Raw genomic sequence first — 24,707 nt, forward strand, 5'->3', positions numbered from 1 at the left:
TTATAATTATCAAAACTATAACCAATGATAATTTCTTATCCTTATCCACTCTCGCTATAGTAGTGAGATCAAAATTGGTTGCTCAAACCAAACAACGCATACCAACTCGCTCAGCGTCACTACATCTCAACGTACAACTTAAGGGTGCGATTTGAAATTTCTCCACACGATGATCCGCGTTACCGATCTTGATAAATCTATCGAGTTCTATACCAAGATATTGGGTATGAAGGTATTGGATCGTTTTGAAAACAATGAATATCGTTACTCACTGGTTTTCGTCGGCTATGAAGAAAACAGTGCAACCATCGAGCTAACCCATAACTGGGATACCGATTCTTACGAGCTAGGTAATGCATTCGGCCACTTGGCGTTGGGCGTTGATGACATTTACACCGCCTGCGACAAGATCAAAGCCCAAGGCGGTAATGTAACTCGCGAACCGGGCCCTATGCTTGGTGGCACCACTCACATTGCCTTTGTCAAAGACCCAGATGGCTACGCTATCGAACTCATTCAGACAAGCAAGTAAAGACAGGTTGGAGAACTAAAGATGAAAGATGCACTATTTCAGCCAATGCGCCTTGGCAAAGCAACACTTAAAAACCGTATCGTGATGCCACCGATGACTCGCTCGCGTGCGACTCAACCGGGTAATATCGCCAACGATTTAATGGCAAAATACTATGAACAGCGTGCCGATGCAGGTCTGATTGTTGCCGAAGGTACCCAAATTTCCGAAGCGGGCCAAGGTTACGCTTGGACACCGGGCATTTATACCAAAGAACAAATCGCTGGCTGGAAAAAAGTCACTGACGCTGTTCACACTAAAGGTGGTGTAATTTATGCGCAGCTTTGGCACGTTGGCCGTGTAACCCACCCTGCAAATATCGGTGGCCAGCAACCTATTTCCTCTTCGGCCCTTAAAGCTGAAAACGTAAAAGTCTTTATCGATGACGGTAACAGCGCTCCGGGTTTTGTCGATGTAGTAGAACCTCGCGAGATGACCAAAGACGATATTGCACATGTCATTGGTGAGTACCGTCAGGCGGCGCTCAATGCCATCGAAGCTGGCTTTGATGGTATTGAACTACACGCTGCAAACGGCTATCTGGTAAACCAGTTTATCGACTCTGAGGCCAACAACCGTACTGATGAGTACGGTGGCTCAATCGAAAACCGCCTGCGCTTCTTGGGTGAAGTGGTCGAAGCGATGACTGATGCAATCGGTGCAGAACGCGTAGGTGTGCGCCTTGCTCCGTTTACCTCCCTTAATGGCACAGTTGATAAGACTCCGATTGAAACTTACACTGCCGCCTCTGCTTTGCTGAACAAACTGAGTGTGGTTTACGTTCACATCGCTGAAGTAGACTGGGATGACGCTCCTGATACACCGCTAGAGTTTAAGCATGCTATTCGCGAGGCTTACAAAGGCACGATCATCTATGCTGGTCGCTACAACACTGAAAAAGCCGCACAGGCCATCAATAGCGGTTTAACTGATATGGTAGGCTTCGGTCGCCCATTTATCGCCAACCCCGATCTGCCAAGCCGTATCATGAATGATTACCCACTTGCCGCTCACGATCCGGATACCTTGTTTGGTGGCGCAGAAAAAGGGCTAATTGATTACCCTGAATATCAAGTTAGCTAAACTCGGCTGAAATTTAACCCATTATAAAAAGCCCAGCTCAATTGAGCTGGGCTTCTGCTTCTCATTGATTTGCTAACAAATGCTGCCACTCATTATGTTTATTCATGTAATGAACGACATAACTGCATTTGGGAATAACCGTATAACCTTCTTGTTCAATAGAACTCAAGACGGCTTCCATCATTACGCTGGCATACCCTCTGCCACGCAAGTCTGCAGGTACCGAGGAATGATCAAGAGTTAGAACATTACCAGAAATTTGATAACTCACTTTTGCTTGGTAGCCATCGATAAGATCAACAAAGTACGTTTGATTATCCTTATCGTGAGCAACATTGTGATTACTGGCCATTGTCCTTCCTTGTGTCAATCGCGTTATAGGCTTAGATAGCTAACGTCAAAAATGATAGTTTGCCATAATAACAACCTGCTGAGTATCATCTATCTCAACGTCTTCTTCTTCATAGTCTTGATGTATATAGCGGTAAGTCAGATCGGCACTCCAATCCTTATTAATATGATATGACGTCCCTACTTGTAAACCCCGAATAAAATCCATAGAGCTTTCGTTAGATATATCATTATATCCAACACCTAATAAGAACCCACCATTCAATGACATATTGTTGTTTATACCATAAAGGTAGTCATATGATGCAAAAAACAGGCTTTGCGAAAATTTATCTTTATAACTATATGTTGCTGTTACTCTGTGCTCAGAGTTTATAATTAAACCGCCGTTAAACAGAACTGTAGCGTCTTCTCCATTCTCAGAATTAGCACCGTCTAGCTTGTCTTCTTGATACCCAACACCTGCACCTACGAAGTAATCTGTTTTGGCACTTAAAAATGAGGAGTACCCCCCCATCAAAAGCATCAAAAACGCATAAAAAAGAGGGGATAAAACATCCACACCGAATAACTTATAACATGCTTTAACAGACATTATATTCACCTACACCTAACCAACTTTAAGTTTTATAAAATTTCCTGTGAGATGCGGTTCTAAATAATCACTTAACTTAAATAAAACGCAACTCTTGTTAAATTCAAACCCAACTCCTTCATTTGTGAATTATCAACCTATTGATATATATATCCTTCTCTTTATTGAAATAAATCTGGAAAAGTAAGCTTGCCAGCCGTTTAAAACAAATTAATTAACAGCGGCAAAGCGATTTAAAGATATCTATAACATCAAATGATTTACACTCAAATACTGACAGGTATTCCAAAAGCCTAGACGAGCATTCTCGTCTTCATTTTCTCAATTCCAAGAAAAGCAACACCAGATCATAAAAGAGCCACCAAGCGGCTATTCATTCATATTCAACAACCGTTTACAACGTTATACCCAAGTTACCTCAAGACACCCTCCTGGACTGCCGAGAGTATCTAGGCGCACCTCCCTGAGAATCAAAAAGGTTTTATTTACTATTTTGAATATACGACCTCGCCTCATCGAACTTCAGATCATCTATCAGTTTAGTTAATTCATCTTGCCACTCTTGAGGAAATGATGATTGAAATGACCGTACAAATTCAATCGCACCGGTATCGCCGTCCTCTAGAAGAGAGAGTAATTTTTTGAGGTCTTTATCAGGTTCGAATTCTGAACTATTCGGGCTTACTGATATCCATTTAGCGAGAACTGCATACATCTTATTGGTATCGATAGGTTTAGCGACATGATCGTTCATCCCAGCTTCAATCGCCTTTTCCCGATCACTTAGCATTGCATTGGCAGTCATCGCGATAACTGGCAATGAATGGAACCTTGGTTCTTGGCGTAGCTCTCGTGTCGCGGAATAACCGTCCATTACCGGCATATGGATATCCATTAGCACGCCATCGAAATCAGGCTCAGCATAAAGGCATTCAATGGCTCTTTGTCCATTATTTGCAGTCTCTACTACCATTCCTCCCAGTTCGAGCAACTCTTTTGCTATGGACAGGTTAATGTCATTATCGTCCACTAACAATATCTTGGCGCCCTTTAGGCTGTCATACTCAGGAATGAAACTAGTATTTTGTTCATTCTGTTGAGCACCTCTGCCAAAGGCATCCAAAATTGCATCATGTAACGCCGAAGGCGTGACTGGCTTGGGGAGAAAGTCAACCACTCCATACTTAGTACACTCCTCAGATAGCTCATCTCTACTGTAAGCGGTCACCATAATAATCAGAGGTTGTATTTCCTGTGAATATTGCTCTCTTATTAAACGAACTGCCTCCAATCCGTTAATACCCGGCATTTTCCAATCCATCAGAATCAAATCAAAATGCTCCCCCTGTACACACACTTTGGTAACCGCTTCATCTCCTGAACCCGCCTGCTGAGTCTTTAATCCAAACATGGTGGCATAGTGGGTAATAATTTCACGGGTCGCAGGGTGGTCATCTACAACCAATACTCGTTTATCAATTAACTCGCTGGGCAGTACTTGATTGAACTTCGGCTCACTTTCACTCGCAAGGTCAAAGGGTATAACCAAAGTAAATTCGGCCCCCTGACCTAGTTCACTCTCAACCTCTATTGCCCCATCCATCAAATTAGCTAGTTTCTTGCTAATTGATAATCCAAGGCCGGTACCACCAAAGCGACGTGATACTGATGTATCGGCTTGCGAAAAAACCGTAAATAAGTCTTTTTGCTGCTCTTGGCTAATACCGATTCCGGTATCTTTCACAGTAAAGCTAAGCGACACACTTTTACCTGAGTGATTCACGACATCAATCGCAATCCTGATCTCTCCATGATCGGTAAACTTAATGGCATTGTTCGCAAGATTAAGCAGTATTTGAGACAAGCGGAGCGGGTCGCCTTTTAGCAACGAGGGGACCTCAGGGGCAATCGCGATGAGTAACTCTAAATCTTTGTCTGATGCTTTCACCGCAATGATATCGGCAATATTGTTGATGACGTTTGATAGGTCAAAGCTAATGTGTTCCACTTCTAACTTGCCCGCATCAACTTTCGAAATATCAAGAATATCGTTAATTATGCCAAGCAGGTTTTCAGCCGATAAATGGATCTTTTTTAGGTACCCCCTCTGTTTCGCAGAGAGTTCAGTCTGAAGAGCGAGTTGTGATAAACCTATCACCGCGTTCATAGGAGTACGAATCTCATGTGACATGTTAGCAAGAAAGTCGGCTTTGGCATTGGATGCAGCCTCCGCTTCCTCTTTGGCCTCCATCAGTTCATGTTCGGTTTGTTTTTGCTCACTTATGTCTCTGACCAAACAGACAAAGTAGTGGCTTTTTTCATGCTTGACCAAAGTTGCCGACACGCTAACAGGAAAAGTACTGCCATCCTTTCGTTTATGAACACTTTCAAAAAGTCGTTTTCCATCTTGCTGTAATACCTGCTGGAAGCCATCCCATAGATCATCCGTTACAACATCATCAATGTCGGTAATACGTTTTGATACAAGCTCACCGCTATCGTAACCCAGTGCTTTTACAGCTTCTTGGTTTACATATTCAATACGACCGCTTTCGGGAACAATCCAAAATACCATATCCTGTGTATTGTCCATCGTCGCATCTGCGAGCCGCATCTTCGCTTCTCTCTGCTTTCTTTTTTTGTTAGGCCGTATAATCAGCACAACAAAAGAATGATTACGCCTCTCCCATATTGAGGTGTAGATGTCGGTAGAAACAAAATATCCCAGCTGGTGTTTAATTGACAATTCACTCGTTGAAGCAGCTTCATTTAGAACCGTAAATATATCCGTTCTAATGTGTGTTTTCTCAGAGGTTGGATCCATGATCTCCAATCGATGCTGACGAATATTTTCTGCCCTGTAACCCAAAATCTCTTCAGCTGCAGAGCTAAATTGAATGATTCGACTATCACTATCGAGAATGATTAATCCATCAACCAATGACTCGAAGATAGATTGGGTTGTTTCATTAACGCTGCGATTATCTCGCTCCAGTTTTCTAACTTCCGCATAGAACTGGCTCAAAAAGTAAAACGCCAGAAGTAATATCGCCATGGCCCGCAGCATGTGCCATAACCACCAGTTACCATCCCAAAGCACTGATAATTGAAAGAGCATACCTGCAAGGCCGAAAAAACACACTTGATTGGAAAGGTAAAAGTCTTCAACCTGGCTCCGCTTAAAGTAGCTAATAGCAAAATGCAGCCAGCTAATAAGAAAACCTAATCCACCTGTCAGGTTTAAAAACTTGGCGTAAAAGGAAAAGTCGCCATCTTCATTCAGCATCGGAGGAAGTTGCTCGGGAAACAAAATGGAGTACAGGCTCACCAGAGTGAAGACAGTAAATGATGCTATCCCTAAGCTAATAGGGCTCAATTGGCGAGAATAACGCTCTGGCAGCCATACCAACATGGCAAGCATACCACCAACAAAAGTCGCCAGAGAATGTAGCCAAACAAACTCAATACCGACATCGACTAAGGCATGGGAAATATCAAGCACACACATACCGACAAAACTTCCAACCAGCCAAGTATAATTTGCCGGAAGCTTAGCCTTGGTGATCAGGACGGATAAAGATATAGCAAGTACAATTCCTATAATACCGCCAGCAGATTCAATAAAAGTATGGAGCAAATGATTCTGCCAGAGTGTGGCATCGTAGAAAGCGTGAACAATAATCGCTCCCCCGATCATGGGGATCAAAGCCAAAAAAGTCGTTCGAAATAAAACGCTAAACAAAGTTTCTGTCTTTGAATGCACTTAGAATCCCCTCGCTTTAAATTGACTGTAAAGCAAAATAATATACTTCCCTGAGTTATCACCTTACCCCTAGAAAGCTACCTTCCCTGCTCAAGGCGTAACTTGACTAAGAGAGGAGCAGGACACTGGGGAAGAAATTCGCTCACACCAGAAGCAAGCGCTTTTTCCAAAAATGCTTCATCTTTGATATCCCCAGCTAAGATGACTCTCAGCTCGCGGTTACTGTCAGCTATGCGAAATATGGCTTCATTATCGCCGGTTGGAAATGCAATCATCGATTGCACTGGCGAGCCTAAACGCGCATGTTTAACCAATAACTCTTGGGCACGAAATGGGGCTCTAGCAACCAGAACTTTATAATCGGCAGCTAAATACTTCACAATTGGCTTTAGCCGTTCTGCATTATCGGAAAGAATCAATATCTTTATTTTCGCCTCAACAGCGGGCTTTTGCTCGCAGTCGGTATTGACGGCATGCGGCTGATATTTATCGATGACTTGTTGGCATTGAATCGCCAATAATTGCAGGAAATGGCTAATTTCCATCTCGGTGAATACACCTTCAGTTTGGTATTTACGTTCAAGATCCGAAGCGTTCTGGGCGATCATGGTCAAACCTAGATTACCCGCACTTCCCTTGATACTGTGGCATTTTGAGGCAAACACATCGTGTTCGGAGCGCTGCAAGTTCAACGCGTGTTGGTAGCTGTTAGCAAATTCCAGTAGCAGTTTATAATACAGTTGATGGTTACCTCCGCAACGCGCCACTCCCGTTGCTACGTCAATTCCATCTAAAGGTTCAATTGATAACAATTCTTCCTTATCATCCCGCCCAGAAACTGCGTTGACCTTAGGATCAGGTAAGTCTTCTGGCAACCACTTACGTAAAACAGTTGAAAATACAGGGGGATCAATCGGCTTAGTTAAATGTTCATCCAGCCCCAGCTTGACAAAGCGTGCCTTATCTCCGACCAAGGCATGAGCCGTCATCGCGATAATAGGTAGCTCACTGAGATAATCGAACCGGCTGTCATCTTTTGCCATCTGCCGTATTCGCTGAACGGTACTAATACCATCGAGCACAGGCATTTCAATATCCATCAACACTAAGTCGAATGTTTGTGTTACCAGTTGCTCGATAGCTTCAGCACCATTTTCGGCAACAACGAAACGTAGGTTATGCTGATCCAGGAGTTCTCCAACTATCTGTTGGTTAATTTCGTCATCATCTACCACTAGCACCTTATAAGGAATAATAAACTTGGGAAGTACTGCACTAGACACCGCTCGGCGGGACTTAGATAGCATATTCACAAGGTACCGAGTACTACATGGATAGGTAATTGCAGCCGACAGAGGAAGCAACATCGTATCAAGTCGTTTTTGATTAAACGTAAATAACAACGGATGGATCTCCAACGCGGCATTTCCTTGTATCGCCGTCAGCAAGGGGGAAAGTTTGCCTGAATTGTGCTCCAGCTCCTCGGCATCAATCAGGATTTTATCTGCCCTCTCAAGCTCTTCTCTACACGCTGACTCAAGCTGAATAACCGAAACGCAATGCCCGATAAGCTCTAATTGATGAAGCAGTTGCTTATTCTCAACACCTATCAATGCGATATTAAAGAGCTCAGTAGCTTCTTTATAATCAGTCGAGTTCTTCACATTAAACGTTGCCGTAAATGTGAAGTCCGAACCATAGTTTGGTTTACTCGCGACTTTAAGTTTTCCACCCATCAACTCGATGAGTTCACAGCACAGCGATAACCCTAAGCCGGGTTTAATAATAGAGTCTTCACTCTTGCAGACAACACCTTCAACCTCTTGCTCAGAAACACCACAGCCACTATCACGCAGCCCAAACAGAAGCCTTACGTAATCGTCTGTCTGATCAAGTTTGTCGACACGAATTTCAATAATGCCAGAATGCGTGTACCGAAAAGCATTGCTGGCAAGGTTGAGCAACACTTGCTGAAGCCGATTTCCATCACCATAAAGCGGTGGAAGCAGTTCAGTCGTTTGCTTTAACTTAAACTCCAACCCTTTTCTGTGAAGGCTGGGAATTATGATGTCCAATAGATTATCCAGTACATCATCGACATAAAAGGTATCATTGGAAAGCAATAGCTCTCCTCGCTCTAGCTTATTGATATCTACGATGTCATTGATTACCCCGAGCATATAACTGGTCGCTCGATGGATTTTCTTCAAATACTCACGTCCAGAAACCGTTTCTTCTCTTTGTAGTGCCAAATGGCTAAGACCGAGCACTGAGTTAATGGGGGTTCTCACTTCCCGGCTGACTCTCGCCAAAAAGTTCGACTTCGCTTCGTTGGCTTTTTCTGCATCCACTTTGGCTTGCTGCAATTCCTCGAGAGCGGCTTGAAGTTCACTCTCAGCAAGTTTTCGCTGGGCAATCTCTTCTTGTAATCGTTCATTCCAATTCTGAACTTGCTTCTGCTGCTTTTCCCTACTGGCAGCGATAAAGCGGTGGTCTTCTTCAGATAGGTGTTTGTTTTCGGACCATGAAACAGCCCGTTCAAGTTCATCGCCAGACAATAACCATTCGTCATCACCACAGCTCTGCCAAGCCTTGATGTTTTGTGCATAAGGCCGCCTTGACTCTAACTGCAAAGATAACCATTCTTCGTTGAAAACACGCCGGTAAACCTTCGTCCTCGGACTCGCATATCCATTATGGACGGCGATCAGCCCGGTCAAGTACAGTCTGCGGTATTCCCCCACATCCTCAATGGCGAGCGATTCATTCGCGGAAGCCAGTATTCTCCCGTAGTTTGAAAGATTGTTGGTACTAAAGCACTCATCCAGCAGCATCCGATCCCTGATGGTTCTTATATGCTCTGGGTTATCTTTGCTTTCCCAGTTTTGGATTATATGCTCTAGGATCAATTGGTTGATCCATGCCTCTTCATCCAGCACAGTCGGCGCTTCGGCAGAAAAATATGTGACAAGCTGACAAATCTTTTGGGTTAAGAACGGCTGGCCACCACTCCAATGCAAAATGGCAGATAATAACTTGCTACTATCTTTACCAGGTACCCGCAACCCTTGCTGAAAAGGACAAGCTTCCTCATCAGTAAACCCTTCCATTGATATGGCACGTCCAATATTAAATGGTGAACGCCTTTCATCCGAAATCAAATCACCCGGTACCGCAACACCAAAAAAGGCAAAGGTCACCCTCGTTAAGTCTTGGTTATCAGCCCGAAGATTGAAACAAGCGCGGATCACCGAAAAAAAATCGTCAGTATTAAATGAAAGGCTTAGAACCGAGTCGACCTCATCAAAGAATACAATGAGCTCATCATCAGGATAGTGTGTAGGCAGGTGTTCTTGGAGAAACTGAGAGAGCTTCTGCGCTGGAGGAATATCGCCTAACGACTCCCACCATTCAAGCATCATCTTGCCTGTAGGTAGCTCAAAGCCTCTCCAAAGTTCATGGATAATACCCGCATACCATTGCTGTACATTGACATTAACGCTGCCGATCCGGCTTAGATCGATAAACACACAGCGCTTTCCATATGCTTGTAATCTTCTTTTGATTTCGAAAAGTAAAGAGGACTTACCCATTTGACGGGAATTGAACACATAGCACAGCTCTTGTCTTATCAAGGCCTCATACAGTTCTTTATCAGCATGCCGAGCAATATAGTAGGACGTTTCACCGGATATGCTGCCACCGACCTGAAATCGGTGTTTCGCAGATTGATGGCTATCCATCATATATTGGCTATCGCGTAGTCTGTCACCAACCGCTGGTCTATAGTAACTTGCCCGTTCTGCACTGACACAATACCAAGACGCTCTAATTGGTGACGCTCAATGAGTGACAAATCAGACAACTTCCCGAGGGTGATTTTTTGCATCCCAGCCAGTGCATCTGAGTTACCCTTTACATCCGTTATCAGCTGCTGCAAAAACGGTTCATATAGGCCCCCCGACTCAGTCGAGCACTTCAAAAGCGCTTTGAGCGCGTTATAGGGGCTCTCAACCACCCCCTGACGGCTTGCTAAATCATAGAGTGCTTGTTGTGTCAGATACGGGTGCCCACCGACCGTCGTCAGTAGGAGTGAAATTGGGCTTTTGACGTTCCCATCATTTCGCCAGTTAAAACCATAAGCATGGGCTAGGTGCTCAAGTTGATCGCCGTTAAAGCAATCTAACTCGATAGGTAATCCAATGTTAAACGGAGAAAGGTTTATATCTAATTTAACGTAAGCTTCTGTGGAATATATCAGCAACTGCCTGAGTTTTTGCATACTTTCGTTATGCCTTGATTCCTCATTCCAGGATCGCAAGAGTGGCAGAAAGTCTTTCGCTACCTCTTCATAGTCATAGAGCGCGTTAAGCTCATTAATTACCAGCAGTACCGGTGTCTCTGATTGCTGAAGGGCAACATCTTGTAGATAATTACTGGCACTAAGTTTACTGCCAATTAAGTCATTCCATACCGCATCGATATCACTATTTAAACTCAACTGGCAATCGACTTGATAACAAATCCAGCGCAGTAACTTATCGAGATCACTCAATATCTGGCTGTCTGCTTTGAGAAAGTCGATATTAACGACCTGAAATCCATTACTTTCAGCTTGGTCCATGACTCTCAGCATCAATGAGGATTTCCCCATTTTTCGGGGGCCTTTAATACGTACGACTGAACCAGGCTTGGATATTTCATTATAAGCCCGTGACTCCTCCAAACTACGTTCAATGTAGAAGGGGGAGCTGACCAGCATCGCTCCACCGGGAAACTCTAGGCTTTTAGAAAAGCTCGCCTTGTCATCTTTAAGCCTCTGTTCTAACAGCGGTCTGAAGTTCCGTTTAGTTACGCTGGTTGAGAGAAGCTTGCTCAGTTCCTGCCATAGTTGTGAACCTGCCTTGCGGACATAATCATGGTCGTAACCACTTTCCTCTGAGATGATGTTGTATCCTTTGCCTTCCCACGATAACCGGAACACCTCAACTTTAATTAAACTGAGATTATCTTCCGGTAATAGTGTCAACAATAAATCTTTTGCTTCTTGATGGTTCATGCACCCCATGCCCATTTATTCACCTTCACTAAAATCAAGCTAAGCCTCTGCTTTATATTGAAGTTTAGTCAATAACATCATTCTCGCCACCCGTTTGGAAACAAGCATTTTGCTGGACAAAAGACGTGATCTCAATACCGTTAATTGCGCGCGATTTCGCTTGAGTTCAATGATATTCTTCTCCATGAAAACCACCCGATGGGGGTTCAAGCTAGACATAAATCTAGCTTGAAATACCCGATAAAATTAAAGCTCTTCATTAATTTGTACCAGAACTTCTTCTGTGCTTTTCACTGAGTTGGCAATCATTCGAACATTAGTCATTGCTGCAGCATAGCCATCATAGCCCGGTAACTGAGCTGCGGCTGTGGCATCGGAAACCACCTGAACTTCAAACCCCTGCTCCATAAATTCACGCATGTGTGATTCTGTACACAAATTTGCCGACATACCCGCTAAGATAATTTTATCGATATTGCGTTTACGCAATTGTAATACCGTGTCGTTAGAATCTGGACCGTACACTTTATGGGGTGTTGATACCGCCGTTTTACCATTGTTGATATATTTCTTGTATTGCGGCATCCAATCCACCCCAGTACCTTCTTTGAACCCGGCTTGGTCTAGGCGCTCATCGCTCTCGAACATATGAATGTGGTGCATCGCATGCTCAAGGGCGCCACCGTGTTTGAATTCCAGATCAGTGGGGGCGTAAAAGTGTGGCGAGATGATTAATGGTATGTCTTTCTCACCGGCGATTTTCATCAGTTTTTCAATATTACCGACCGTACCATTCTTGGTCACGCTCTTACCCACAAGGCCCCAAGCTACGCCTTTTGGCGAAAGGAAATCAATCTGAGGATCAGTAATAACAATTGCAGTACGACCTTTTACATATTCCATACCAGGGTCTGGCATGTTGGCCTTGGCTACACCAGTAGACGCCATAATGGTTAAAGCAATAGCCGATAGGTTTGTAATTAACATTTTCATAATATATTCCTTGATACGCTGAGTAGTGTTTATTTAGTTACTGTATTTCTTGTTGACGGGATACATTATGAAATCAAAACAGACAAATGGATGTGTAAAGAAAAGACACAAATGTGTGTACTAGAAAAGTATATGTGTACGCATTCCCAGCACACATTTCAGCTACAGAAGAACACATCGCTCACCTGAATATTTATAGATACTAATAAATGAAAACAAAGAACGAGTTTAATCCAATAGAGTGAGAAACCTTATGTGTGTATATCGTAAGCGACACCAACGTACTTTCGGCATAGAGGCTGGATTATTTGCAACTCTCACATTGAGCACTATTATGGCAATTAAAAGCACACTGAATATTTTGCCAGAACTTAACCCAATCGAAATATTAAATAGCCTTATCCCTTTCAAAGAGCAACTTAACTTAAAGCCGACAGCGGGTTGGGCAATCCATATGTTCATAGGTATTGTTATATGGGGAATGGCCTATGAGAAACTAATCACTATTTTACCCTCAAAGAGTCATATTATTAAAAGTATTATCTTCAGTATAACCGCATGGTTACTCATGATGCTTGTATTGATGCCTTTAGCTGGCCACAGTTTGTTCGGATTCGGGCTAGGCATTGGAGTTAAGGCCGCTGGAGCAACTTTATTTTTTCATATTATATATGGCTGGACATTAGGCTTTAGTTACCAACAGTTACTTGAAAGGAACAGATGAAGATATAGAGATAACTTAAAAACAAAATAGGGTGAGGCAAATTAACCTCACCACTCGATAACATCACTTGGCTATCATAGCTCTTTGTTTATTTGCGCCAGCACTTCTTCCGTCGTCTTCACAGAATTGGCAATCATGCGGACATTTATCATTGCAGCAGCATAACCGTCCATATCAGGCAGCTGTGCAGCTGCAGTCGCATCTTTTACAACCAATACTTCAAAACCTTGCTCCATGAACTCACGTAAATGTGATTCTGTACATAGGTTCGCTGACATACCAGCAAGGATAATTTTGTTTACGCCACGCTTGCGCAGCTGCAGAACAGTGTCATTGGTGTCAGGTCCATAGACTTTATGCGGATTGGCAACGGCTGTCTTGCCATTGTTGATGTATTTTTTATATTGCGGCATGAAGTCTGCCCCGGAGCCTTTTTTGAAACCGCCTTGATCTAAACGTTCATCCCCTTCAAACATCTTAATACCATGCATAGCGTGCTCTAATGCACCACCATGCTTAAATGTAAGATCTTGCGGAGCATAATAGTGCGGAGAGATAATAAGAGGGATACCTTTTTCGCCTGCTATTTTCATCAACTTTTCAATGTTCTCAACAGTACCGTTTTTAGTCACACTTTTGCCGACAAGGGCCCAGGCAACACCATCAGGGGAGAGGAAATCAATCTGAGGATCAGTGATAACAATTGCAGTTTCACCTTTAACAAGTTGCACTCCAGGATCAGGCAGTCCATCTCCTCCTTTCTTGGCATCGCCAGCAGCTTGTATACTCGTCGAAGACATGAATAGAAAACATGACACCATTGCCGTTAATAGCTTGTTATTTTTCATTTGTTTAACTCCGTGCAATCAACTTTGATGACTTACGATAATTGAATACTCGACTAAGTCATATTTATCGCCCACTAAAGCATAGTTTAAACACATTGGAATTGATTAGGACTTATTCGTCTAATTACAGGTTAAATTTTGTTGCACAAATAAAAAATCACTTAATTTGTCAATGTTTACACAATGACAATATATAGACACACATTATTCCGATTAGAATCATCATAGAATAATCACATCAACATCAACATCAACATCAACATCAACATCAACATCAACTGTAAAACGAGGTGATATTATGTCTAAATCAATTACCACTATTATTCTAGCTTCATCAATGTTCTCAGCAGTCGCTTTTTCTGCCAACCCACTCACTCTAAAAGTCACCCCTGATAATGGTGGTGCTTGGGTACAGGTAGAAAAGAATGGAACCCGTGAGGCTGGTGTTAATATCACAGTAAACAATAACCATGAGGAGCATTATCAAACATCACAATTCGGACGGGTATATATTCCTAGCCACTATAACTCTTCTCGTACAATGACTATCACAGCAACTGATGAAAATGGTAATTTTGCATCAACGAAAAGATTCATTCCTGTTCATAAGTAAAATAAGCCATGCATAACTTATTAAGGTTATATAAATACGATCTACACCCCTCTCCGCCGAGGGGTTTACTTTATTTTCCATGAAGGCATTGAAATAACATCAACACCCCATATTTTTACACTTTACCTATTGATAAACACACAGCCACTTCAACGTATACATCGTATAATTATATCAGTAAACAACGAACACATAAATTCAACACATGAAGTTCATCATCACTTCGAATAGGTAACATCATGAAAACCTTAACAGCAGTTCTAGCGTTTTTACTCGTAGTCATATTCAATAGCAACTTAAGATGTAACGAAGACAAGAAGAACAATATCGAAATAAGTTACTTGTCTCGAAAACACATATCAATGGAATAGACCCTAACAATTAAAATCATCAATACTTAATTGCAACAACCTGATGACGATTATCTATATCAATGTATTATTGATCTACCATTTAAATGCTTGTAGAGCTGCACTTCTACGTAAGGCTCTAACTTTAAGCTTGTTTACATTTCCGCCCCGCATGCTGCCAGAATGTAACACTGTTGTAACCCACACATGTACAACTATGTACTGGTATCGCTCTAAAAAATCAGTTACTTTGGACATATTGAAAAGAAATGATAAGCAAGGCCATATGGAAGGCTTTGCAAAATCAACAACTAAGGACAAATGTTGATGAAAAAAACCACACTAAATGCTCTATTACTAGCCGCCTTCATCTCAGCACCAAACGTCTTTGCTAAAGATCCCGTTGTTGTGTCCTCTAAGATTGATACTGAGGGCGGGCTGCTCGGCCAAATTATCTACTTATCTTTGCAAGGTGCAGGAATTAATGTCGAGAACCGCGTCCAGCTAGGCGGCACCCCTATAGTCCGCAAAGCGCTGCTCGCTGGTGAAATAGATATTTACCCTGAATATACCGGCAATGCCGCCTTCTTCTTCAACAAAACCGCTGATGATGCTTGGAAACACTTCCAAAACGGCTATGACATGGCAAAAAGCCTAGACTACGATACTAATAAAATTGTCTGGCTTACCCCTGCTAAGGCAAACAATACCTGGGCGTTAGCAGTACGAAAAGAAATTGCTGAGCCTAACAATCTAAAAACCATGTCTGATTTTGGGCAATTTGTTAGCAAGGGCGGGGAGATTAAACTTGCGGCTTCTGCTGAGTTCGTTTCCACTCCAGCCGTGCTTCCTGCCTTCCAGAAAACCTATGAGTTCGAATTGAAGGATAGCCAATTGCTTGTCCTATCTGGCGGTAATACGGCCGCGACAATTCGTGCTGCAGCTCTTCAGACAGATAAAACCAACACTGCCATGGTATATGGCACTGATGGTGCTATTGCCTCCGTTGGGCTGGTTGTGATGGAAGACGACAAAGGGGTGCAACCTGTATATGCACCCACTCCGATCATTCGTGAAAGCGTGTTGCAGGCCCACCCTCAAATCGATGATATTCTTAATCCTATTTTTTCCTCGCTCGACCTAGATACCCTGCAAAACCTCAACAGCCGAATTGCGATAGGTGGTGAAAGTGCAAGTTCTGTTGCAAAAAGCTACCTAAAAGCCAACGGATTCATTAAGTAATTACAACCAGAAAATCTGTTCAAGGTACTAATTTGAAGTTCTTACCTATCGACAAGCTGGGCCTATCAGTGAGTGTACTTACGGTATTCTCACTGATTATCTTACCCTTTGTTCACCTTCAACCAAATCGCATCATGCCCGGTGAAGGCTTCTTTCTCGCAGAAGTATTATCCTCAAGTCATCTAACTATGTTTGGTGTACTGATGAGCCTGACGGTGTTTAGCGCCTTGACGACGATGATGTACAAAATCCAACTAGTTCTATGCTCAGCCTCGGCTTTTCTTCTTGTATATATTGTCGGGATAAGTGCCAATAACCTGATAGCAGAGGCTTCCCCTTTTGCTCGAGTTTCTTTAGGGAGCGGTTTTTGGACCAGCCTTTTTTTATTGGGGCTACTATTAACCGACGTGGTCATCAAGTTGAACCTACGCGGCCTAAAACGCCTGCTCTTCATCTCGTCCGTTGTAATTGCCATTGTAGGTATATTCGAAACAGGTTCGCTGGATAACCTATCCATTATCAAAGAATACCAAAACCAAGAAACCTTCTGGCAGCAAGCTATACGCCATGTGCAACTGTCTTTTGGTAGCCTTATTCCTGCAATAGTAGTTGGCATCCCTTTAGGAATAAAATGTCATCGCTCACAGGCTGTAAGACGTACTGTTGTACCGATTCTCAATGTTCTTCAAACCATCCCTAGCCTTGCAATGTTTGGCATTTTGATGATTCCTCTTAGCTATATTGCTTTGAGGTTCCCTGCCCTCTCTGATCTTGGTATTAAAGGGATCGGTGCTGCCCCCGCAGTTATCGCCCTATTCTTCTACTCCCTGCTCCCTATTGTCAGTAATACGATTGCAGGCTTTGACAAGTTAGATCCCAAAACGCTTGATGCCGCAAAAGGAATGGGCATGAATGCCCGCCAGATCCTTTTTGGCATTGAGTTGCCTCTCGCTCTGCCCGTTATCCTTTCAGGCATCCGGATCGTTGTGACGATGAATATCGGCTTGGTCGCTGTTGCTGGACTCATCGGCGGGGGTGGTTTTGGTACCTACATCTTCCAAGGATTAGGCCAAACCGCAACGGATCTGGTTATCCTCGGGGCTATACCTACCCTGATTCTATCTTTCGTTTCCGCGGTATTAATTGATGCCGTCATAGAAGTCGTTAAAGGCAACAGATCATGATTGAGTTACAGGCATTAACTAAAACATTTGGCGATCAAACTGCGGTGAAAGATGTCTCTTTAACCGTTGAAACCGGTCAATTTTGCACCTTGATCGGTACATCGGGTTGCGGAAAATCCACCACACTGAAAATGATCAACCGCCTGATAGAGCCAAGCGCTGGCAAGGTGCTTATCAATAACCAAGACGTTTCCACCATAGCCGCGGAGTCTTTAAGGCGCCGTATCGGTTATGCCATTCAAGGCGTCGGACTTTTTCCACACCGTAATGTGTTTGATAATATCGCCACCGTACCTGCATTGCTCGGATGGGACAAGGTGAAAACCACACAACGGGTAAAAGAGCTGCTAGAGCTATTCCACTTGAACTATGAACGCTTTTCAACCAAATTCCCTCACCAACTCTCTGGTGGCGAGCAGCAACGTGTCGGCGTTGCACGCGCACTTGCGGCAAAGCCAGAAGTATTACTAATGGATGAACCTTTTGGTGCCCTCGACCCGTTAACCCGTGAAAGCCTACAAGATGAAATATTGAGCATCCAGAAAATACTCGGCATCACAACCATTATGGTCACCCATGATATCGACGAAGCAATCAAAATGGCTGATGTCATCGCTGTTATGGATAAAGGCGCACTACTTCAGTTTGATTCGCCCCAATCTTTACTAAGAAATCCCAAACCCGGCTTTGTCAGCGATATAGTCGGTGGCTTAGATCGCTCTCTGCGTCTACTGACCCTCAATCAGGTCGGGGATGTTATGAACAACACCCGTGCTCCAATTAATGGCAATGCAAGGCTGCACATCCCTTTAAGTACCAACTTGCGTGATGCGGTTTCAATGCATATCTGGGAGGGTGTGGAAAATCTGTCCGTGGTGGATGAAAATGGTTGCGTTGTAGGGGAGGTGTCTCTTAGTGACATCCTGAGCAAAGGAGCCAAATCATGAACTCACATTCAATCAAGCAATGGAGTGGACTTGTCGTCCCGCTAAGTATACTGGTGCTACTGGCTTATCGTATTGAGTTCATCGAACCGCTGCTTTCCAAATTCAATCACATTGATGCTCCGGTTATATATTATAGAGATACATTCACCAACTTGATTTTTTGGCACATGCTGGTGGTATTTTTATCCATCGGAGCTGCCACAATCATTGCTTTACTATGCGGCATACTCGTCACACGAGAATCAGGGAAAGACTTCCTTCCTCTCGCAAGAGCCGTGGCCAACCTTGGGCAAACTTTCCCACCTGTTGCGGTGTTGGCATTGGCAATTCCTACACTGGGTTTTGGCTTAAAGCCTACGCTGGTTGCCTTGTTTCTCTATGGCCTGCTACCCATTTTCGAAAACACCGTGACAGGGTTGCAGCAAACACCCAAAAGTGTCCTTGAAGCAGCAAAAGGCATGGGCATGAGCAAGTACCAGCAACTATACCAAGTTGAATTACCTCTTGCGCTACCGATCATTATCTCTGGTATTCGTACCTCGTTGATAATCAGCATAGGTACTGCGACAATAGGCTCGACCGTCGCCTCTAAAGGCTTGGGTGAGGTTATTATTGCTGGCTTACTGACAGACAATATGGCTTTCATTCTACAAGGCGGTATTCTGGTCGCACTCATTGCGATTATTACCGACCAAGCGTTTTTAAAACTAGAGTCCTGCTTTTCATATTAAGACAGCAAGTGTAGAGAAGTTAGTTGTATCGAACAAAGAGGGCATACAAGCCTCAGCCTTACAAGTGAGCCTCGGTAGTTCAAAACACAGATTTGGTACTTTAAATGACTAAAGTAGCCATTTGTTAGATAAGGGAGTATAAAATCCCATTTGCTCATAAAAACATTCAATAGCTATCATCGTTTAGATTTAATAACCATCACAATTAATTCTTCGGGTTCTGCTTCTTTTGATAATTCAAGGGATGACATTACAGAATCATTAAATGTATAATTTGTATCTTTACCTATAAATTCTCTTGCCTCGCTAATACTTATTGACTCAGGTGATTCCTTTTTTTGTACCCAGCCTGCATAAGAGGTATCATTCGCTGAAATATCAGCTTTAACTTGCGAAACACATAGAAACAAGGAAATAAAAACCATATTTGACTTTATCATACTTCACCTCATACTTTTAATATAAAATCTGACAGTATCATCAATTATCTTTTATTTAATGCCTTTACTCTCTATAAATATCGTTACTAAGATAACAAGAAGACAGACAATAAATAGAATAATTATAGATAATGGAACTAATTCACTTATAAAATTCATATGATATATCATATGACCTCACTTTAGATTCTGACCTTCTACACATCCTTAAGAAATGAAAGACAATATTAAACAGATAAGTCATTACAATCATAACTATATATACAAATAGGGCCAGTATCATTAAACTTATCCATAGCCGTTGTATTCCAAGCTAACTGAAATTCATTCGAAGACTTTCGAGTAATGTATTCTTCTGCTAATCCACTATCCGCCATTGCAGCGGTGGTTATAATGACTAAAACCATTGAGCCACTCATCATTTACCTTCCATCTAATTGGTTGTAGATTCGCTGCCTTAAACAGCGCTCTACTGTAAAACATGTCTATATTTTGGCATTGAAGTAGAAAAATGATGTGTAAAGTAAGTGCTGAAATGTGTTTATCTAGCATAGCTATGAGTGTTAAATAAGTAAGATCACTTTATTGGCTTAAGGTTATCGATAATCCATGGCATCAACTCTCCGACTGTCGGGTGTGGAAAAACTGTTTGACGGAAATGTTTATATGACGTTTTTGTCTGCATAAAGGCAGCAAAGACACCAATAACCTCATCACCTCCAGTTCCAAATACCGTAGCGCCGACAATTTGCTCACTATCCATATCAATCAGTATCTTCACAATTCCACTGGTCTCTTGCTTTTCCCTAGCTCGCGCAATCCTTTCCATAGGAAGCGTTGCCACATGGATATTTTTGTCCATTTTTTGTGCGTCAGACTCACTGAGCCCTACGCGAGCTAAAGGCGGGTCAATGAACATCGCGTATATTTGATTACGAGTCGACAAGGCACGATCAAGATCCATAAATTCGGAGTTGATGCCGAGCTGTCGGCTATAATGGTCCCAAAAGATTTCGCCGTCATTAACCGAAGTATGCGTGAAGGCACCTTGGCCATTCACATCTCCAATGGCATAGATATGAGGTTGGCTAGTTTGCACCTTCTCATTAACTTGAATAAAACCGCGATCATTAAGTAAGATATTTGCGTTCGTTACATTTAATTTATCGCTATTTGGCTCTCGGCCAATAGCAAATAAAATATGCGATGCATTCAATGTGGCACTGATCCCATCTTTAGTATATTGAATACATACCTGCCCTCCCTCACCTGAATTTGATGATGAGACTTCCACTATTTTGCTCTGATAGACAATTTCAATTCCTTCAGAGGTAAGCACCTCATCCGCAATTGAAGCAACATCCGGGTCCTCTCTAAACATAAGCTGCTGGCCACGTTCAAAGACAGTCACCTGACTTCCAAACCGGCGAAAGATCTGCGCAAATTCAAGACCAATATAGCTTCCTCCAACAATGGCTAGGTGTTCAGGAAGTTCAGAGATATCCAATAGACTCTTGTTATTCAGCCAATTAACAGAGCAAATATCTGGAATATCAACTTCTCTAGGCCTGCTACCGACATTTATCACAATATGGTCGGCTTTGAGAGTCATATCACCAACACTTACTGTATGATCATCGACAAACTGGCCAATTCCTTTAAACACTGTGCAATTTTTGAAAGCTCTTAAGGCATCTTCGATACCTTGCGTTGCACGTGTTCGACCATTCTTTTGTGGGGCCATCACCTTTTCAAAATCGACTTTGAGCTCGCCTATACTAAACCCAAAATCATCTCCCCTCTTAGCCTGGAAGATAGCATGCGCTGCCGCCACCAGCGTTTTAGTTGGTGTACAACCACTGTTGACACAGGTTCCACCAAACTTATCAGATTCAATTACAGCTACGCTTTTCCCTGCATTTAATACCCTAGGCAAGATACTCATTGTAGCTTGACCAGTTCCAATCCAAATTAGATCAAAATGACGGCTCATCTCTTGCTCTCCCGTATACTTTAATCAGTCAGGCAACTTAATTACAACCATCTTCTCTTCGGTAAAATCATGCATGGTGTATGGTATCCCGCCAATCCCATACCCAGATTCTTTTCGCCCGGCAAAGGGCATCCAATCGACCCGAAATGCAGAGTGATCATTAACCATAACAGCTGATGCGTCGAGTTGATGCTGGGCCTGCAAAGCGATTTCTAAGCTCTCGGTGTATACCGCTGCTTGGAATGAAAATGGCACATTGTTCGCGCGCTGGTAGGCTTCTGAGATTTGATCATAACCATAGACACAGACCACCGGGCCGAAAATCTCTTTGGCGGAAACATTAAGATCATCAGCAGGGTTCAGGATAACTGTCGGCTCATACAGTGTTGCTGATAACACCCGCCCCCCAACCAATATTTGAGCACCACTGTTTTGAGCTTGCTCAATCCATTCTGCAACCCGCTGGCACTCTTTCGGCCGAATTAACGGTCCGCAGTCGGTCTCAATCTCCCTTGCATCACCAACCACTAGCTGTTGAACGTGCTCCACCAGCCTATCGGTAAACGTATCAAGGATTTGGTTATCGACGAAAATACGCTGTACCGACACACAAACTTGTCCTGAGTGATAAAAACCGCCCTTCACTATTGAAGGCAATATTGCATCTATATCTACATTTTTATCGACGATAACAGGTGCAGCGCCCCCATGCTCCAACGCACAACGAGTACCAGCAGCCAGTTTACTGCGTAGATACCAACCAACGCCTGGTGAGCCAATAAATGAGAAAAAAGCGGTTCTTGAGTCGGTCACTACACGTTCAGTATCTTCTCTTTTAGCCAGGAAACAACGGCACCATTTTTCATCGAGCCCAGCGTCATAGAGCAACTCAACAAGTTTTATTGCGCTTAAAGGGGTGTCATTGGCAGGTTTAATTAAAATCGGCGCATTAACAGCAATAGCTGGCGCGACTTGATGGACGATTAAATTCAGGGGATGGTTAAACGCCGAGACAGCCACTACGGGACCGATGGGTTCACAATAGGAAAATGCCACCCTGCCCGATCCGGCGGCAGTCAGATCCATCGGGATCTGCTGCCCCTTCAAATTCAGTAATTCTTTGGCAGAGAGCTCAACACCATCAATAGCCCGAGCGACTTCAATAATAGCGTCTTTTAATGGTTTACCACCTTCAGTTGCAATGAGCATTGCCAGATCATCTTTCTGCTCTCGCATCAACGCAGCACAACGATTTAAGATTTCAATACGCTCATGGGCAGCGAGTCGCTGCGTCTTGTCAGCAAACGTCTCGTGCGCTTGCTGCAACATGGCGTCTAATTCATCCCAACTGGATAGCTTTACTTCACCAATGACTTCTTGATTGAAAGGGTTCTCAACTTTAACTGAACTCATAATAAGCAAACCTTTGAGGCTAATTCATCAATTAACACGGTTTTATTCGCAGTGTAGTCAACGGGGACATCAATTAAGTGGACGCCGCCCTCCTCAAAAGCCTGAGCCATTACCAGCTCAAATGCTTCAGCACTGGTTACTCTATGCCCTTTAATGCCATAAGCATTGGCGTACTGGACAAAATCAGGGTTATCGAACTCTAGCCCCCAATCAGCCATACCCGCTATTTGCTGCTTCCAGCGAATCATGCCGTAAGACCCATCGTTGAGGACCATAACGACTAAATTAAGCCCAACCCTTTTTGCGGTCTCCAGCTCTTGGGAGTTCATCATGAATCCCCCATCACCGCATATTGCCAACACGCGTTTCTCCGGGTTGAGTTGCGCCGCCATCATTGCCGATGGCAGCCCAGCCCCCATTGTAGCCAGCGCATTATCTAGCAATACGGAATTAGGATGGTAGGCTTTATAATTCCGGGCAAACCATATCTTATAGATACCGTTATCAAGCGCGATAATGCCATCCTCGCCCATCACCTTACGGGTATCGGCAACCAGACGTTGTGGAGTTATTGGAAACAAGTTGTTTTGTGCGCCATTGGTAATATGCTGATCAATTTCTTGCTTAATCTTTTTGAAGTACTCAACTTCTGCGCATTTCCAACCATGGAGTTTTTCACCAAGACGCTGAACCGTTCGACTAATATCACCGACCAATTCAAGTTGCGGAAAATAAACCTCGTCAACCTGTGCTGACTTGTAGTTCAAGTGAATGACAGTTTTGTCGTTTTCAGTCATAAAGAACGGCGGTTTCTCAACAACATCATGACCTATGTTGATGATTAAATCAGCCCGTGAAACAGCACAATGCAAATAATCGTTCTCTGACAGCGCAGCGGTACCAAGGAACAAGTCACAGCGCTCATCGGCAACACCTTTGCCCATTTGGGTATTGAAAAAATAGATCCCGGACTTTTTGATGAAATACTCTACCGACTTACAAGCAGTGGTTCTATTGGCGCCTGCACCAACTAAAATCAGTGGGCGACTGGCTGATTTAATTTTGTTAATGGCTTCATCAAGCACAAAATCATCCGCCACGGCATACTGCCTGGTACTTTGTTTCACCACTTTGGCATCAGTGTCTTCAGCTGCTATGTCTTCTGGTAGCTCTAGCAAAACAGCGCCTGGCCGCTCCTCCTCTGCCCTTCTGAAGGCTTCTCTTACTAATGAAGGAATAGTATTACCATGTACTATTTGCTTACTTAACTTACAGATAGGCTCATACAGTTTCACCACATCAATAATTTGGAATTGTCCCTGCTTAGAGGCTTTGATCGGCTTTTGGCCGGTGATCATAATCAGTGGGAAAGCCCCAAGGTGAGCGTAGGCAGCAGGTGTAGAGAAGTTGGTTGCTCCCGGGCCTAACGTTGCCATACACACGCCCGCTTTACCCGTTAACCGACCATAGGTCGCGGCCATAAAGCCAGCGCCTTGTTCATGACGAGTGAGTACCAGCTTTATTGTTGAGCCTTTCAGCGAGTTAAGTACATCGAGGTTTTCTTCACCAGGGACCGCAAAGATGTATTCAACCCCTTCATTTTCAAGCGCCTTGACCAATAAATCTGAAGCTTTCATACAAGTTCCTAATCAACCAAGTAAATTTGTGCTAGGCAGAAATTATTCGAAAACACCCTGTAATTCAGCATTTTCTACGTCTTTGAATATAGTTCATTATTCTCATTAGCAATGCCAAAAGCCTAATCACTGCTCTCTCTATAGCAAAATGATGTGTGTTAAATAACACA

The 24,707-nt window shown here is 43.2% G+C and carries 20 protein-coding genes; 8 read left to right on the forward strand and 12 right to left on the reverse strand.

Going from position 1 to position 24,707, the window contains the following annotated elements; all coding sequences use genetic code 11:
• Nucleotides 1–151 precede the first annotated feature (151 nt).
• The gene (gene gloA / locus L4D79_RS05770) at nt 152–532 is read left to right on the forward strand and encodes a lactoylglutathione lyase (RefSeq protein WP_428648587.1); all 381 of its coding nucleotides are present in this window, start codon (nt 152–154) and stop codon (nt 530–532) included.
• 21 nt (nt 533–553) lie between these two features.
• Nucleotides 554–1,654 carry an alkene reductase gene (locus L4D79_RS05775; protein ID WP_428648590.1) on the forward strand — a complete coding sequence of 367 codons (1,101 nt, stop codon included), beginning with the start codon at nt 554–556 and terminating at the stop codon, nt 1,652–1,654.
• A gap of 61 nt (nt 1,655–1,715) precedes the next feature.
• On the opposite strand, the gene L4D79_RS05780 is transcribed toward L4D79_RS05775, so the two are convergent.
• The 6 genes from L4D79_RS05780 to L4D79_RS05805 all read right to left on the reverse strand — a co-directional run bounded on the left by L4D79_RS05780 (nt 1,716) and on the right by L4D79_RS05805 (nt 12,415).
• Nucleotides 1,716–2,006 (reverse strand): GNAT family N-acetyltransferase, encoded by a 291-nt coding sequence (locus L4D79_RS05780; RefSeq protein WP_428648593.1) that lies wholly within the window; start codon nt 2,004–2,006, stop codon nt 1,716–1,718.
• 45 nt (nt 2,007–2,051) lie between these two features.
• Nucleotides 2,052–2,600, reverse strand: coding sequence for an outer membrane beta-barrel protein (locus L4D79_RS05785; protein ID WP_428648596.1), 549 nt, complete (start codon nt 2,598–2,600; stop codon nt 2,052–2,054).
• Nucleotides 2,601–3,081: 481 nt separating this feature from the next.
• Entirely contained in the window at nt 3,082–6,363 is a 3,282-nt protein-coding gene (locus L4D79_RS05790) for a response regulator (protein ID WP_428648598.1), read from the reverse strand.
• A 77-nt stretch (nt 6,364–6,440) separates the two neighbouring features.
• Complete coding sequence (locus L4D79_RS05795) at nt 6,441–10,109, reverse strand: response regulator (protein ID WP_428648601.1); 3,669 nt, start codon at nt 10,107–10,109, stop codon at nt 6,441–6,443.
• Nucleotides 10,106–11,422: an AAA-like domain-containing protein gene (locus L4D79_RS05800; RefSeq protein WP_428648604.1), complete on the reverse strand. Its 1,317-nt coding sequence runs from the start codon at nt 11,420–11,422 to the stop codon at nt 10,106–10,108. Before L4D79_RS05800 ends, L4D79_RS05795 begins: the two co-directional genes overlap by 4 nt.
• Before the next feature lie 246 nt (nt 11,423–11,668).
• Nucleotides 11,669–12,415: a cysteine hydrolase family protein gene (locus tag L4D79_RS05805; protein ID WP_428648606.1), complete on the reverse strand. Its 747-nt coding sequence runs from the start codon at nt 12,413–12,415 to the stop codon at nt 11,669–11,671.
• A gap of 253 nt (nt 12,416–12,668) precedes the next feature.
• Between L4D79_RS05805 and L4D79_RS05810 the strand changes: the two genes are divergently transcribed.
• Nucleotides 12,669–13,139 carry a DUF6789 family protein gene (locus tag L4D79_RS05810; protein ID WP_428648609.1) on the forward strand — a complete coding sequence of 157 codons (471 nt, stop codon included), beginning with the start codon at nt 12,669–12,671 and terminating at the stop codon, nt 13,137–13,139.
• A 74-nt stretch (nt 13,140–13,213) separates the two neighbouring features.
• On the opposite strand, the gene L4D79_RS05815 is transcribed toward L4D79_RS05810, so the two are convergent.
• On the reverse strand, nt 13,214–13,987 hold the full coding sequence (locus L4D79_RS05815) for a cysteine hydrolase family protein (RefSeq protein ID WP_428648611.1): 774 nt from the start codon (nt 13,985–13,987) through the stop codon (nt 13,214–13,216).
• Nucleotides 13,988–14,285: 298 nt separating this feature from the next.
• On the opposite strand from L4D79_RS05815, the gene L4D79_RS05820 reads away from it, so the two are divergent.
• The 5 genes from L4D79_RS05820 to L4D79_RS05840 all read left to right on the forward strand — a co-directional run bounded on the left by L4D79_RS05820 (nt 14,286) and on the right by L4D79_RS05840 (nt 19,054).
• Nucleotides 14,286–14,600, forward strand: a complete 315-nt coding sequence (locus L4D79_RS05820) for a hypothetical protein (protein WP_428648613.1) — start codon at nt 14,286–14,288, stop codon at nt 14,598–14,600.
• 677 nt (nt 14,601–15,277) lie between these two features.
• Nucleotides 15,278–16,192: a glycine betaine ABC transporter substrate-binding protein OsmF gene (gene osmF, locus L4D79_RS05825; protein ID WP_428648616.1), complete on the forward strand. Its 915-nt coding sequence runs from the start codon at nt 15,278–15,280 to the stop codon at nt 16,190–16,192.
• Nucleotides 16,193–16,224: 32 nt separating this feature from the next.
• Complete coding sequence (locus L4D79_RS05830; RefSeq protein ID WP_428648619.1) at nt 16,225–17,376, forward strand: ABC transporter permease; 1,152 nt, start codon at nt 16,225–16,227, stop codon at nt 17,374–17,376.
• Nucleotides 17,373–18,323, forward strand: coding sequence for an ABC transporter ATP-binding protein (locus L4D79_RS05835; protein ID WP_428648622.1), 951 nt, complete (start codon nt 17,373–17,375; stop codon nt 18,321–18,323). Before L4D79_RS05830 ends, L4D79_RS05835 begins: the two co-directional genes overlap by 4 nt.
• Entirely contained in the window at nt 18,320–19,054 is a 735-nt protein-coding gene (locus L4D79_RS05840) for an ABC transporter permease (RefSeq protein WP_428648625.1), read from the forward strand. Before L4D79_RS05835 ends, L4D79_RS05840 begins: the two co-directional genes overlap by 4 nt.
• 176 nt (nt 19,055–19,230) lie before the next feature.
• Here L4D79_RS05840 and L4D79_RS05845 read toward each other — a convergent pair whose 3' ends face one another.
• The 5 genes from L4D79_RS05845 to L4D79_RS05865 form a co-directional block, all read right to left on the reverse strand.
• On the reverse strand, nt 19,231–19,494 hold the full coding sequence (locus L4D79_RS05845; protein ID WP_428648628.1) for a hypothetical protein: 264 nt from the start codon (nt 19,492–19,494) through the stop codon (nt 19,231–19,233).
• 227 nt (nt 19,495–19,721) lie between these two features.
• Nucleotides 19,722–19,916, reverse strand: coding sequence for a hypothetical protein (locus L4D79_RS05850; protein ID WP_428648631.1), 195 nt, complete (start codon nt 19,914–19,916; stop codon nt 19,722–19,724).
• Between the two features lie 155 nt (nt 19,917–20,071).
• Complete coding sequence (locus tag L4D79_RS05855) at nt 20,072–21,487, reverse strand: mercuric reductase (protein ID WP_428648634.1); 1,416 nt, start codon at nt 21,485–21,487, stop codon at nt 20,072–20,074.
• 24 nt (nt 21,488–21,511) lie between these two features.
• Nucleotides 21,512–22,900: an aldehyde dehydrogenase family protein gene (locus L4D79_RS05860; RefSeq protein WP_428648637.1), complete on the reverse strand. Its 1,389-nt coding sequence runs from the start codon at nt 22,898–22,900 to the stop codon at nt 21,512–21,514.
• Nucleotides 22,897–24,537, reverse strand: a complete 1,641-nt coding sequence (locus tag L4D79_RS05865; protein ID WP_428648640.1) for an acetolactate synthase large subunit — start codon at nt 24,535–24,537, stop codon at nt 22,897–22,899. Before L4D79_RS05865 ends, L4D79_RS05860 begins: the two co-directional genes overlap by 4 nt.
• Nucleotides 24,538–24,707: the final 170 nt, after the last annotated feature.

This window comes from Photobacterium satsumensis (assembly GCF_050336935.1).
Classification (GTDB): domain Bacteria; phylum Pseudomonadota; class Gammaproteobacteria; order Enterobacterales; family Vibrionaceae; genus Photobacterium; species Photobacterium satsumensis.